Raw genomic sequence first — 12,771 nt, forward strand, 5'->3', positions numbered from 1 at the left:
CTTTGCTTGTTTATTATGATCTTGTTGGGCTGCCCATCTGTGGCAATCTACAGCTTTGGTATAAGGTACTTTTGTACATTATTTGATTAGCATAGCCTGTATAAGGTTGGAAAAAGGTTGGAGACAAGAAGGTTTACAATATTTTTTTTCAGTCTTAAAAACAAAAGCCGGGAAACGGATTTTTAGTCATGAATTGTTGTGAGAATAATGAATGATGATACAGCAGGATTTATCTGAAAAACGACAGAATGTCGAACGGTTAAGGCAGGGCATGAGTCTGTCAAAGCAGCAAACCTCGCAATTGAATGAGAGCATTGCGAGTTCTTGGCAGCGATCGGCGCAGGCAGAAATTCCGGAAAATCGGAGTGCTGCGCCTTTGGTAAATTTAAGCCCTCAAAGTCAACAACAGTCGGCATTGCATCATGCGTTGCAACATTGTGCCGAAGATTTAAAACACATTGCCGAACAGTCGTCGATGGTACTTGCCGTGGGCGATATAGGTAGCACGATTATTTGGAGTGCGTCGAGTCGGCAAATGCAAAGTGCTGCGGAAAGTGTGCATTTTATTGCAGGTGGGCAATGGCGCGAAGAATTGGTCGGAACCAATGCTTTAGCGTTGTCTCTAAAAACCCAACAGTCGAGTTGTGTGTTTTCAAATGAACATTATATGCCGTCTGTACATGAATGGGTCTGCTATGCAGCACCGATTATCGATCCACACACACAGCAAATTTTAGGTGTGGTTGATTTATCCACCGTGTGGAAAAACCACAATAGTTTAGGGCTACTTGCGGCTGAACGTTGCGCTTCGATTATTCAATCGGCTTTGCTCGATTTTCAAAAACAGCATTTGTACATTCGGGCCTTTGCAGTGCCGCAAGTGTTATTTAATGGCAAAGTGATGGTGCTGACCCCACGGCAAATTGAAATTTTGACCATCTTGGCGCTATGTCCACAAGGCATGACCTTAGATACATTGCATCAAGCCTTATATGGTGAACGCAAGGTGAGTGTTGGGACTTTAAAAGCGGAAATGTCGCAGCTACGCGATATTTTGGGCGGCATGTTAGGCTCAAGACCCTATCGTTTATTGGCGCAAGTCGAAGCCGATTTTTTGCAAGCCGAGCAAGCCTTAGATGCAGGTTATCTCGATTCGGCGTTAAAACTGTGTTCAGGGGTTTTCTTGGCCAAAACCGAAAGTCCTTTTTTAGGGGCATGGCGTGATTGTCTTGAGTCACGATTGAGCCAAGCGATTTTTAATGCCAAAGAAACAGATGTTCTGCTCAAGCATGTCGCGCGTTTTCCTGAAGCTATTGATGCGGTTGAACGCCTGATCGAGCTGATGCCGAGATCGCATCCCGTACATCAGACCTTGTTGAAATTAAAACAGTAAGTTGCAATGTCATTCGGGCTGTTAAAAACCTTTATTGGCCAGCCATTCAAAGAGCTGGGTATAGACTTGTTCACGCGCGGTTTTTTCCGAAAGCACTAAATCATGCAAGCCATTGTGTATGCTTTGAATGGTGACATCGCCCTGAATTTTCTTGGCATATTTTTGGATATCTTTTACACCTAAAATCACATCACTGGTCTGCGCTGCTTTACCCCATTTTTTGGGATTTTTAGTTTGATGCGAGTGCATGACCAAGACCGGTACATCTAGGCTGATACCTCGATGAATCTCTTTTTGAGCCTCATAAATTGTCCGCACGAAACTTAAATACACCATTGGATAGCGGGTCTTTTTCCAGTCTAAATTGAAGTCCCATTCACCCTTGAGTTCGCGGTGTAAGCTGGCGGTGTACCACTTATTCAGTTCACTTGGGAATTTTAAATTGGGAAAGGTTTTTGCCAATTTACTCAGCTGTGGAATACCCAGTGCGCGTTTCACTGGATTCATGTTGAAATCATAAAATGGGCTATTGACCCAAAGGGCTTGAATTAAAGGATGATTTGGATGATGGGCTGCATACAAAGTGGTGGTTAAGCCACCGGTAGAATGACCACAGAGCAGCAAGGCATCATGACCTTCATCAGCAATGATCGTTAGGGCCTGATCTATTTCAGCATCGTATTCAGACAGTGCATGCACATTATAATATTTTTGATGCGGGCGGATTGAGCGACCATATTTTCTTAAATCTAGTGCGTAAAAGTCGAAACCGTGCTGATTGAAGCGTCCCGCCATTTCGGTTTGGAAAAAATAATCAATAAAGCCATGAATATACAGAACGGCTTTAGATGTGGACTTTGCTGCTTTTTTTCGAACTAATGTGGCAACAACAGCACCTTCGTAATCATCCGGAAAATGAAGTGTGGTTTGTTCATAGCCCGTGCCTAAAATGTCGGGTTGATAGTGCACTGCTGAATGCGTCATTTTTATAGTGTTCCATGTTCTTGAATTTATACTTTATCCTTGATGAGACATGGCATTTTGTCAAATTAAATAATGAAGGTAGGTGGAATAATTTAGAAAGAGAAAAAGAACAACCTGAGCATGAAAGTGACCCGTCCTTGGTCAGCCTTTCCTGAATGAATGTGAAATGGATACTCAGTTGAGTCTGCAAAAGCTGAGATTTTGCAGGCACTCAGGTTGCTAGCATGAAGCAAGAAATATAGAACTTAAATAGCTGCTTTGAAGTCAACAACAGATGCACTTGGTTTTAATGCTGCTTTAAAGATATCGACCACTTGAGCATGAGTCGCTTTACGTGGGTTGGTCAGCATGCAGGCATCTTTTTGTGCATTTTCAGACATTACACTTAAGTCTTGCTCTTTCACACCGAGTTCAGACAGACTTGATGGAATACCAATGGACGCTGAAAGTTCACGAATTGCTGCAATTGCTGCATAGGCAGCTTCAGTCACAGTAAGACCGTCAGTTGGAACACCCATCAACTGTGCAATACGTGCATAGCGGTCAGGGCAAGCGATCAAGTTGAATTCACAAACGTGCGGTAACAGCACGGCATTACATACGCCATGCGGCAAATTGTAGAAGCCGCCGAGTTGGTGCGCCATCGCGTGGACATAACCTAAAGATGCATTGTTAAATGCCATCCCTGCTAAGTACTGTGCATAGCTCATCGCATCACGCGCTTCTAAGTTTTCGCCATTGGCTACGGCAGGGCTGAGCCATTCACTGATCATGCTGATGGCTTTTTCTGCACAAGCATCGGTAATAGGATTGGCTGCTGTAGAAACATAAGCTTCGACCGCATGCGTTAACGCATCCATACCGGTTGCTGCAGTGAGCGCCGCAGGTTTCGCAATCATCAGCTTCGGGTCATCAATGGCGATAAGAGGGGTACAACGCCAATCGACAATCGCCATTTTAACGTGGGTGTCGGTATTGGTAATAATACAGAAACGGGTCATTTCTGATGCCGTACCTGCGGTGGTATTAATCGCAATGAGTGGAGTCATTGGGACTGTACTTTTATCGATGCCTTCATAGTCACGAATATGGCCACCACCCGCAGTCACTAAGCCAATGCCTTTGGCACAGTCATGAGAAGAGCCGCCGCCGAGAGAGACAATAAAGTCACAGCCATTGTCATTGTAGGCATCTACACCGCTATGTACGTTGGTGTCAGTTGGGTTGGGTTCTGCGCCCGGGAATATATGACTTTCTACGCCAGCTTCAGTTAAATATGCGGCAATGGTGTCTGCCACACCAAATTTGTATAGACCGGCATCGGTCACGATAAGCGCTTTCTTTGCGCCAAGATTTTGCGCCTTTGCACCAATTTCTTTAGCACAGCCGGGGCCAAAAAGTGAAACACAAGGGATGTAAAAACCGTTTGTTTGATCTGCAATATTTTTAAAAGCCATGGTGCGATTCCTTCTACCATTCATTGTCATTTGTTATGGGTGATACTCACCTAAACTGAGTATTGCGAGGGATGTTTTAAATTCACACCTACCAAAGACCTACCAAATTTAGGGCTTTGTATTGAACTTATTTAATTGATTGAAATTTAATCATTAATTATTTTTGCTATTTTCTGAGATTCGCTAAAAGTCGTATACGTTTAAGCCCAAATAGGCGTTGCGATGATTGGATGCATGATCGAGTTATCAGATTATAAAATCTAACTAAAACTACTATCAATTTACTAAATGCCCCAAAGCACTCGAATCAGGATAGGCTATAACAAATAACGAGATAGTCACTTTTGTGCATTTCGCTTTTTGCAGTGCGAAACAAAAGATTAATTAAACGAGTTAAATAATGCCCAGTGAAAATTTGAAAACGAAACGTCCTTTATATATTCCTTATGCCGGAAATACACTTTTAGAACTCCCACTTTTAAATAAAGGTTCTGCGTTTAATGAAGATGAACGTAAGAGCTTTAATTTACACGGTTTGATTCCACACGTAACAGAAAGCATTGAAGAACAAAGTCAGCGTTCTTATCAACAATATTGTGCATTTAATAGTGATATCAATAAGCATATTTACCTGCGCAATATTCAAGATACCAATGAAACATTGTTCTATCACTTAATTGAAAACCACCTCAGTGAGATGATGCCGATCATCTATACACCAACAGTGGGTGAGGCTTGTCAGTGCTTTTCAGATATTTACCGTCGTCATCGTGGGATTTTTATTTCATATCCTGATCGTGATCATATCGACCAAATTATTCATAACGTGAATAAAAAGAACGTGAAAGTGATCGTTATTACGGACGGTGAACGTATTCTTGGACTTGGTGACCAAGGCATTGGGGGGATGGGGATTCCGATTGGTAAGTTGTCACTGTACACCGCGTGTGGTGGGATCAGTCCAGCCTATACATTGCCGATTACTTTAGATGTCGGAACCAATAACCAACAGCTGTTGAATGACCCGATTTATATGGGTTGGAGTCAGCCTCGTATCAGCGGTGAAGAATATTATCAATTTGTCGATGACGTGATTAAAGCCATTCAACAACGTTGGCCAAAAGCGCTGATTCAATTTGAAGACTTTGCACAAAAAAATGCGATGCCTTTATTGGAAAAATATCGCGATAAAATTTGCTGCTTCAATGACGATATTCAAGGGACAGCAGCAGTGTCTGTCGGAAGTTTAATAGCAGCATCACGTGCAGCAGGCAAGCAGCTCAAAGATCAAATCGTCACCTTCTTAGGGGCGGGTTCAGCAGGTTGTGGGATTGCAGAACAGATCATCAAGCAAATGGTGGCGGAAGGTTTAACCGATGCTCAAGCGCGTGCGCGGGTGTTTATGGTCGATCGCTTTGGTTTAATTACTGAAAATCAGCCGAATCTTTTAGATTTCCAACGCAAACTTGCACAAGCACCAGATAACGTTGCTCATTGGGCAAATGCAGATTCGGTTGTTTCACTCTTGGATGTAGTTACACATGCCAAACCGACTGTATTGATTGGGGTTTCGGGACAACCGGGACTGTTTAGCCAAGAGGTCATTGAAACGATGGCTGCAAATTGTGAACAGCCTATTGTGTTGCCACTGTCTAATCCGACATCGCGTGTCGAAGCGGTGCCTGCAGATATTATTGAGTGGACCAAAGGTAAGGCTCTGATTGCGACCGGCAGCCCATTTGCACCAGTGAATTATCACGGCAAGATTCATCATATTTCACAGTGCAATAACTCCTATATTTTCCCGGGGATTGGTCTCGGTGTGATTGCATCTGGGGCGAAACGTGTGACGGAAAATATGCTGATGGCATCTAGTACGGCATTGGCAGACTGTTCACCGAAATTGGCAGATCCAAATGCCGATTTATTGCCAAGTTTGGATTATTTACAGGATATTTCGAAGAAAATCGCATTGAAAGTCGCATTGGCAGCGATTGCTGATGGTGTTGCACCAAATGTCAGCGTTGAAGTACTAGAACATGCGATTGAAGCGAATTTCTGGAAACCTGAATATCGTGATTATGTCCGTGTGACCTATTAATTTGGTCTAAAGATTCTGTTTGAACAGAATCGATTTTGCATCGGATCGAAAAATACCCTAATCCAGATTAGGGTATTTTTTTATGTGTAGCGACACGGTTTTTTTCTAAGAAATACGAAAAATAATCGTGAGGGTCGTTTTAAATTTTGCGTTTATCCAATTGGTTGGAAATGTGATCTCCACAGGCTTGAACCAGCATCACGATCGCGACCAAGACCACTATCACTGCCAGCATGATTTGCATATCAAAGCGTTGATAACCGTAACGGTAAGCAATATCCCCCAAACCACCTGCACCGATAGCTCCTGCAATGGCAGAAGAATTAATCATGGTCACCAAAGTCACAGTAAAGCCCGCGACGATGCCAGGAAGCGCTTCAGGGAGCAGCACATGCCAAATGATTTGTTTGCGATTACAGCCGATGGCTTGAGCGGCCTCAATCAGACCTTGATCGACTTCACGTAAGCTTACTTCAGCTATACGTGCAAAAAAAGGCGTGGCCGCAAGGGTTAAAGGCACGACGGCAGCCCAAACGCCATAACTGGTGCCCACGATAAAGCGCGTGAGCGGAATGAGCGCCACCATTAAAATCAGAAAAGGCACCGAACGGGTGATATTGACCAGCCAACCTAGCGTATGGTTTAGGCTTTTTGAAGGATAAATCCCGTGTTCAGCACTACACACCAAGACGACTGCTAAAGGCAGGCCGATCAGAAAGGCCACAAAAGCTGAAACGCCGACCATCAGTAAGGTATCAATGGTTCCACTAATCAGTAAATCAATGAGTTGGTCGTGCATAGCCGAGTACCTCAATCTGTGCGATATGGTGTTTAAGTTGTTCAGATAAGGCGTTGATCTCTAAATGGCTGCTGTCCACAGCGACAATCAACGAACCGATTAAATGCCCTTGAATACTATCGATATGACTTTGATACAGATGTACTGGCGCCTGAAATTGATCAAAAATAAACTTTAAGTCCGGCGACTGTTGTAGTGTCGATTCATATCGTAATTTTAAAATGATTTGATCATTTGAATCTGACGGTTGTGGCTGAATGTCGCTTGGTAAATCAAGTTGTTCAAGGTTGAGTAACTCTTGTGTGATCTGCTGTTGAGGCGTAGAAAACACTTTCCAAACCTGTCCTGCTTCTACAATTTCGCCTTGATCGATCACCACAACCTGATCGCAAATCTCGCGAATGACCTGCATTTCATGGGTAATCAACACAATGGTGATACCAAGCTTTTGATTAATTTCTTTAAGCAAAGACAGCACAACAGAGGTACTTTCTGGATCGAGTGCAGAAGTCGCTTCATCACAGAGTAAAATTTCCGGATGATGAACTAACGCTCGTGCAATCCCAACACGTTGTTTTTGCCCACCGGAAAGTTGAGACGGGTAGTGCGCTGCTTTATTTTCAAGACCCACCAGCTTCAGCACTTCATTCACTCGCTGAGAAATATCAGCTTGACTGAAATTGGCGATTTTAAGGGGTAGCGCAATATTGTCATACACGGTTTTGGCAGACATCAAATTAAAATGCTGAAAAATCATCCCAATGCGTTGACGCAGGGCAATCAATTCCGCGTGATTTAAGCTTGATAATTCCTGTTGATGGATGTGAATACTGCCATCACTGATTTGTTCTAAGCCATTCAGCGTTCGAATCAGCGAAGATTTACCCGCGCCGCTTTTCCCAATAATGCCGAATATTTTGCCTTGTGGAATATTCAGATTGATATCTTTTAAGGCATGAACCTGCTGTCCTTGCACATCATAAAATTTATTTAAATTTTTGATTTGGATATGGGGGACGGCAAATTCAACCGATGAACCGAAACTCACCATGAGCGACTCCTTATTTCCAACCGGGGAACCACAGTTTTGCACCAAAATCTGCGTCCAATGCTTGTTTAACTTTAGGTGAGTTTTGATAAATATCGACAAATTTACGCAGTTTATCATCATGATCTACATAGTCATCACGTACGGCAAATAAGATGGCAAAACGCTTGTCAGTATTGGAGTCAAACAGTAAGGCATTTTCAGGATCGGCAGTTTTTGCTAGACGTAAATAATGTGGATAGCCAAAAGCCAGATCGACATCATCAATTGCACGTGCCGTTTGAGGGCCTTCAACCTCAATAAATTGAAGCTGTTTAGGATTCGCAGCAATGTCATTTAAAGTCGATAAAAAGTTATCTGGCTGTTTCAGCTCAATGAGCTTGGCTTGCTGTAACAGTTGTAAGGCACGGCCCTGATTGACCGGATCATTCGGAATCACCACTTTGGCTTTATGGGGTAAATCAGCAAAGTTTTTATACTTTTTTGAATACAGTCCGACATGGGTAGCAGCACCGACATCAAAGGCTTTGATTTTAAAATCCGTTTCTTTTTTTGCATTGTCTAGAAACGGCTGATGTTGGAAAAAGTTCGCATCAATATCGCCGTGGTTTAGGGTGATATTCGGGGTATTCCAGTCCGAAAATTCCACCAATTTCACGTTCAGCCCTTGCTGCTTGGCTTCATCTGCAGCGACTTGTAAGGGTTTAGCAAAAGATGGGCTAATCCCAATCACCAATTCACTTTGATGGCTTTTCTTTTGTTGATTCCAAATAACTAAGCCAATCACCAAGATGGCCACGATTACACCAATCAGTGTGAATTTAGATTTTGCTGTTTGTGCCATGGCACACCTCTATATTTCCAAATAATTAAATTTTTTGTCTAACATGTTGTTTTATAAATGCAGCTTATGCTGTTTCAACGTTTTTAAGGGTTGCCTGACAAGATGTTTCGGAAGTGGGACATCGGTAGCGATAAGCAGGATGTGTCATTGCTAAATGGTCACCTTGTTGAAACAGTTTTTGCCGTAGACTACCGGTGTCATATGCAGTTTTATAGCGTCCACGTTGCTGTAATTCTGGAATGACCAAACGGATAAAATCTTGATGTGACTCGGGTGCGACGGTGCGAGTCAGATTAAATCCATCGATGCCAGTTTCATCCAAATAGTCAATCAACTGTTCTGCAACGTTGGCACCACTCCCAACAAAGAGCGGATAACGCCCACCTAGAACGTGCTGAGCACGCAAATCTTGGCGAGTGATTTTTTGCTCTTTAAATTTTTGATTGACCGATGCGATGCTATTGGTCTGCTGATATGGAATGGCTTCATCTTCTGCAAAGTTGGCGAGGTTCATCCCAATCGAGCTGGAACAGTGTGCTAGTCCCGCTTCAGGGTTGGCATAGCGAATGTATTCAGCCAATTTCTCTTGGGCGAGTTCATCGGTCTCTGCGGTCACCACCGTAATGCCAACAAAGAGTTTCACAGCTTGTGGGTCACGACCTTGCGCTGCGGTTTGGCTGCGAATTTTTTGTACCTGATTTTTAACTTTTTCAGCGCTGTCTGCACCGATAAACATGCCTTCCGCATGTTGCGTCGCAAAAGCTAAGCCACGTGGTGAAGCACCGGCCTGATACAACACAGGGGTGCGCTGTATCGACGGGGAAACTTGAAATACCCCTTGGCTTTGATAGAACTTGCCTTGGTGTTGAATGGCATGTACTTTTTTTGGGTCACTAAAGATTCGATGTACTTTATCTTTTTGAACCGCATCATTTTCCCAAGAGCCTTCCCAAAACTTATAGCAAAGTTGCAAAAATTCTTCGGCTTGTTCATAGCGTAGATCATGATCTTTCAAGCCTTTTTGCCCAATGAGGCGTTCTGCACTGTCTAAATATCCAGTCACGATATTCCAGCCGATTCGACCTTGGGTCAGATGGTCTAGGCTGGCGAATCGACGTGCAAATTGATAAGGCGTTTCATAGCTCAAATTGACTGTTACACCAAAACCTAAGTTTTCAGTGACCGCAGCCATTGCAGAAATCAGGGTGCTGGGGTCATGGCTCGGCAGTTGGATCGATTCTTTAAGTGTGAGATCGATATTGCCTTCATAAACATCATAGACCCCTGTGATATCCGCTATAAATAGCCCATCAAACAGCCCTTTCTCCAAGGTTTTGGCAAGACCCGTCCAATAGCTCAGTTCATTAAAGCGGTGTGACTCATCGCGTGGATGGGTCCATAAGCCATGATTGATATGGCCGACACAGTTCATGTCGAAGGCATTCAGTAAAATTTTCTTGGCTGGATGTGATTGGGTATCTGCTGTGGTGATTTCGCTCATTACAAGGTCCCTCGACGTGGGGGCAATACGCCATTTAGGAGGTAATTGGCAATGAAGAAATATTTCCAACGCCCTGCATCATGCAAGGTGTGGACACGTGCATTACGCCAAAATCGATCTAAGCCATCTTCACGCTGACTGCCACGGCTGCCTGCAAGCTCAATCAATTTTGATGCCGCTTTCAGTGCAGTTTCAGTACTATGCGCACGCACTTTCGCTACATCTAATGAGGCTTTTGCGATGTTTTCGGCATTGGGCTGTGGGCGAGCAGCATCGATGGAGCGAGCAGCTTGTTTCAGCAAGACCTCACTGGCGCGAACATCTGCGGCAATGCGACCGAGTTCGTATTTGGTTAAAGGATCTTCGCTTGCAAGATCAAGACCTGAATCAATCCATGGTCGAGCTTGGTGTACGCGGCTCAAACTTTCTTCAAAGGCTGCGCGGGCTATACCGACTTCAATCGCAGCATGCATAATTTGCGCAAATGGCCCAACCAATGTTGGTTCCGTAAATGCACGATCAAAGGGAATAACATCTGTGGCAGGAACCGCAACTTGATGAAATTTAACAGAACCGCTGCCCGTGGTGCGTTGTCCAAACCCTGTCCAATCATCGATCAGCTCTAGACCTGCACTTTCACGTGCAATAAAGGCTAAATATTCACGACCATCAGGGTCTTTGACCAATGTAGGAATGCGATGCGCAAATAAACTGCCGGTGCAATAAAACTTTTCACCATTCACCACAAAACCATCGTCATGAGGACGAATCGACGTTTGTTTTTGCGCAGCGGTTTTGGTTTTAAACTCGGCTAAGGCATTGCCAAAACGAGCGCCAGCAAGCACTTCGGCATAAAGCTTTTGCTTTTGTTCAGTTGTGCCGGTGTTTCGTAATACTTCCAATGCATAAAAATGGTTTTGTGGAATTTGTCCAATTGAACCATCAACACCACTCATAAGCGCAATCACTTGCGCCACGGTATCACTTGAAACTTCGGCACCGCCAAAAGCTTCGGGAACCGTGATTGCCCAGAGTCCAGATTGGCTATAGGCCTCGATTTCATCAAAAGGGAGTATGCGTTCGGCATCACGTTGCACGGCATTTTTTCTAAATTGTTCGGCCAATTGTTTTGCAATTTCAATCGCTTCTGCATCGGACTGAATAATATGCGCAGGTGTTGTTGATGCGGCCTGTAGCGAATTAATATTTGGAAATGAGGTCATCAGAATTCTCCTTAAATCCACGCATGGCGTGCAGGTAATTTATGATTTAAGTAATAGTCGCCTAAGGTATGCAGCTTCCATCGCACAGGATCATGTAAGGTGTGTACTCGGGCATTGCGCCAGTGTTGATCAAGGTTATGGGCACTCAAACTTGCACGGCTGCCGCCTAATTCAAGGAGTTTTTCAGAGATCTGTAAGGCTGCATCATTGGCATAGATTTTGGCTTCAGCGACACGAATCGAAGCTAGAGCAGCTTGTTGTTCGCTCACCTGATCAAGCTGATCTAATTCATCGAGGTAATCTGCGGCTTCATCTAAAAGTAGAATCGCAGCATCCAATAAAACGGCAGATTTACCCACCTCTTGTAGGGTGTAGGGCTCAAAACTGGCTTTCTCAACTTGTGCATCCACAATCGGACGGGCTTTTTGTACTGCAGAAAGGGTGTCTGCAAAGGCAGCTTCCGCAATCCCAACATCGATCGCAACTTGCATCAATTGTGAAAAGGCACCGCGATACGTTGGCCCTGCAGAAAGCTTACGTTCATCAAAAATTAATAGGGGATCTACTGCCACATGATTCAGTTTGACAGTGCCACTAGACGTTGTGCGTTGGCCAAAACCATTCCAGTTATCAATCACTTCTACGCCTGTAGCGTGTCGATCAATGATGGTCAGGACAACATGACCTTCAGGGTGAACGGCTTTAATCGCTAACCAATCCGCAAAACTACTGCCGGTCGAATAGAACTTTTCACCATCGACCACATACGTTCCATTTTCAATGCGCAGCGTTGTATTTAAGGTTTTGGTGTCTTTGGTATTGCGCTCTGGGCCACCATTGGCTAAACGTTTTCCCTGTAAAATTTCATTAAAAATAAAGGCTTTTTGTTCATCCGTTCCCATGAGGTCAATCATATACAGCAAGGCAATTTGGTTTTGTGGAATTTGACCCACGCTAGAATCTGCTTTATTGATAATGCGAAAAACCTGCGCCAGTGTCTTGTTGGACACGTAGGCACCGCCAAATTTTTTGGGAATACGAATGCCGCCTAAACCTTTCTGACTGAATAAGTCGATTTCTGCAAAAGGCAGTAGGCGGTTCTGATCACGTTCATTTCGACCTTCCAAAGCAAAATCTGCAACGTGATACGCTGCATGAATTGCTTCTAAGTCATTTTCAATAACATGAATATTTTCAGAGATTAAATGAGACATAATGACACCTTTAATAGATATCAAAACGCTACTCGTAAATGCGTGATTCTTTAAATGATGGATTATTCTTAACTTAGCAGAATGTCTTTTTAGCATTTAATCTGCATAAAAATTATGCAAATTAGATAAAATAAGTGTTTGATTTAAAACAATAGATGTAGAAATAACAACAAATGAATTTATTAGAAAATAAGGTATTAGCAACTT

General features: G+C 43.5%; 10 protein-coding genes. 2 read left to right on the forward strand and 8 right to left on the reverse strand.

Annotated elements, in window-relative coordinates:
* Positions 1-211: 211 nt before the first annotated feature.
* On the forward strand, positions 212-1,393 hold the full coding sequence (locus FTT76_RS10665; RefSeq protein ID WP_180007985.1) for a transcriptional regulator: 1,182 nt from the start codon (positions 212-214) through the stop codon (positions 1,391-1,393).
* Between the two features lie 21 nt (positions 1,394-1,414).
* Here FTT76_RS10665 and FTT76_RS10670 read toward each other — a convergent pair whose 3' ends face one another.
* Positions 1,415-2,377, reverse strand: coding sequence for an alpha/beta hydrolase (locus FTT76_RS10670; protein WP_180007984.1), 963 nt, complete (start codon positions 2,375-2,377; stop codon positions 1,415-1,417).
* A 245-nt stretch (positions 2,378-2,622) separates the two neighbouring features.
* Positions 2,623-3,834, reverse strand: a complete 1,212-nt coding sequence (locus FTT76_RS10675; RefSeq protein ID WP_180007983.1) for an iron-containing alcohol dehydrogenase — start codon at positions 3,832-3,834, stop codon at positions 2,623-2,625.
* A 400-nt stretch (positions 3,835-4,234) separates the two neighbouring features.
* On the opposite strand from FTT76_RS10675, the gene FTT76_RS10680 reads away from it, so the two are divergent.
* On the forward strand, positions 4,235-5,935 hold the full coding sequence (locus FTT76_RS10680) for an NAD-dependent malic enzyme (RefSeq protein WP_180190508.1): 1,701 nt from the start codon (positions 4,235-4,237) through the stop codon (positions 5,933-5,935).
* A 139-nt stretch (positions 5,936-6,074) separates the two neighbouring features.
* On the opposite strand, the gene FTT76_RS10685 is transcribed toward FTT76_RS10680, so the two are convergent.
* The 6 genes from FTT76_RS10685 to FTT76_RS10710 form a co-directional block, all read right to left on the reverse strand.
* The gene (locus tag FTT76_RS10685; protein ID WP_078191524.1) at positions 6,075-6,734 is read right to left on the reverse strand and encodes a methionine ABC transporter permease; all 660 of its coding nucleotides are present in this window, start codon (positions 6,732-6,734) and stop codon (positions 6,075-6,077) included.
* Positions 6,715-7,785, reverse strand: coding sequence for a methionine ABC transporter ATP-binding protein (locus FTT76_RS10690; RefSeq protein ID WP_180190509.1), 1,071 nt, complete (start codon positions 7,783-7,785; stop codon positions 6,715-6,717). Before FTT76_RS10690 ends, FTT76_RS10685 begins: the two co-directional genes overlap by 20 nt.
* Before the next feature lie 10 nt (positions 7,786-7,795).
* Positions 7,796-8,626 carry a MetQ/NlpA family ABC transporter substrate-binding protein gene (locus FTT76_RS10695; protein ID WP_078194065.1) on the reverse strand — a complete coding sequence of 277 codons (831 nt, stop codon included), beginning with the start codon at positions 8,624-8,626 and terminating at the stop codon, positions 7,796-7,798.
* A 64-nt stretch (positions 8,627-8,690) separates the two neighbouring features.
* Positions 8,691-10,127 carry an LLM class flavin-dependent oxidoreductase gene (locus FTT76_RS10700; RefSeq protein ID WP_180190510.1) on the reverse strand — a complete coding sequence of 479 codons (1,437 nt, stop codon included), beginning with the start codon at positions 10,125-10,127 and terminating at the stop codon, positions 8,691-8,693.
* On the reverse strand, positions 10,127-11,350 hold the full coding sequence (locus FTT76_RS10705; RefSeq protein WP_180190511.1) for an SfnB family sulfur acquisition oxidoreductase: 1,224 nt from the start codon (positions 11,348-11,350) through the stop codon (positions 10,127-10,129). Before FTT76_RS10705 ends, FTT76_RS10700 begins: the two co-directional genes overlap by 1 nt.
* A gap of 11 nt (positions 11,351-11,361) precedes the next feature.
* Positions 11,362-12,588 carry an SfnB family sulfur acquisition oxidoreductase gene (locus FTT76_RS10710; protein ID WP_216076653.1) on the reverse strand — a complete coding sequence of 409 codons (1,227 nt, stop codon included), beginning with the start codon at positions 12,586-12,588 and terminating at the stop codon, positions 11,362-11,364.
* Between the last annotated feature and the right edge of the window lie 183 nt (positions 12,589-12,771).

The sequence above is a fragment of the Acinetobacter sp. YH01009 genome, assembly GCF_013420765.1.
Taxonomy (GTDB): domain Bacteria; phylum Pseudomonadota; class Gammaproteobacteria; order Pseudomonadales; family Moraxellaceae; genus Acinetobacter; species Acinetobacter amyesii.

Excerpts from the sequence above, each read along its gene's own strand:
- FTT76_RS10670 (WP_180007984.1), bottom strand. The coding sequence starts at position 2,377 with ATGACGCATTCAGCAGTGCACTATCAACCCGACATTTTAGGCACGGGC.
- FTT76_RS10700 (WP_180190510.1), bottom strand. The coding sequence starts at position 10,127 with ATGAGCGAAATCACCACAGCAGATACCCAATCACATCCAGCCAAGAAA.
- FTT76_RS10680 (WP_180190508.1), top strand. The coding sequence starts at position 4,235 with ATGCCCAGTGAAAATTTGAAAACGAAACGTCCTTTATATATTCCTTAT.
- FTT76_RS10705 (WP_180190511.1), bottom strand. The coding sequence starts at position 11,350 with ATGACCTCATTTCCAAATATTAATTCGCTACAGGCCGCATCAACAACA.
- FTT76_RS10675 (WP_180007983.1), bottom strand. The coding sequence starts at position 3,834 with ATGGCTTTTAAAAATATTGCAGATCAAACAAACGGTTTTTACATCCCT.
- FTT76_RS10685 (WP_078191524.1), bottom strand. The coding sequence starts at position 6,734 with ATGCACGACCAACTCATTGATTTACTGATTAGTGGAACCATTGATACC.
- FTT76_RS10695 (WP_078194065.1), bottom strand. The coding sequence starts at position 8,626 with ATGGCACAAACAGCAAAATCTAAATTCACACTGATTGGTGTAATCGTG.
- FTT76_RS10690 (WP_180190509.1), bottom strand. The coding sequence starts at position 7,785 with ATGGTGAGTTTCGGTTCATCGGTTGAATTTGCCGTCCCCCATATCCAA.
- FTT76_RS10665 (WP_180007985.1), top strand. The coding sequence starts at position 212 with ATGATGATACAGCAGGATTTATCTGAAAAACGACAGAATGTCGAACGG.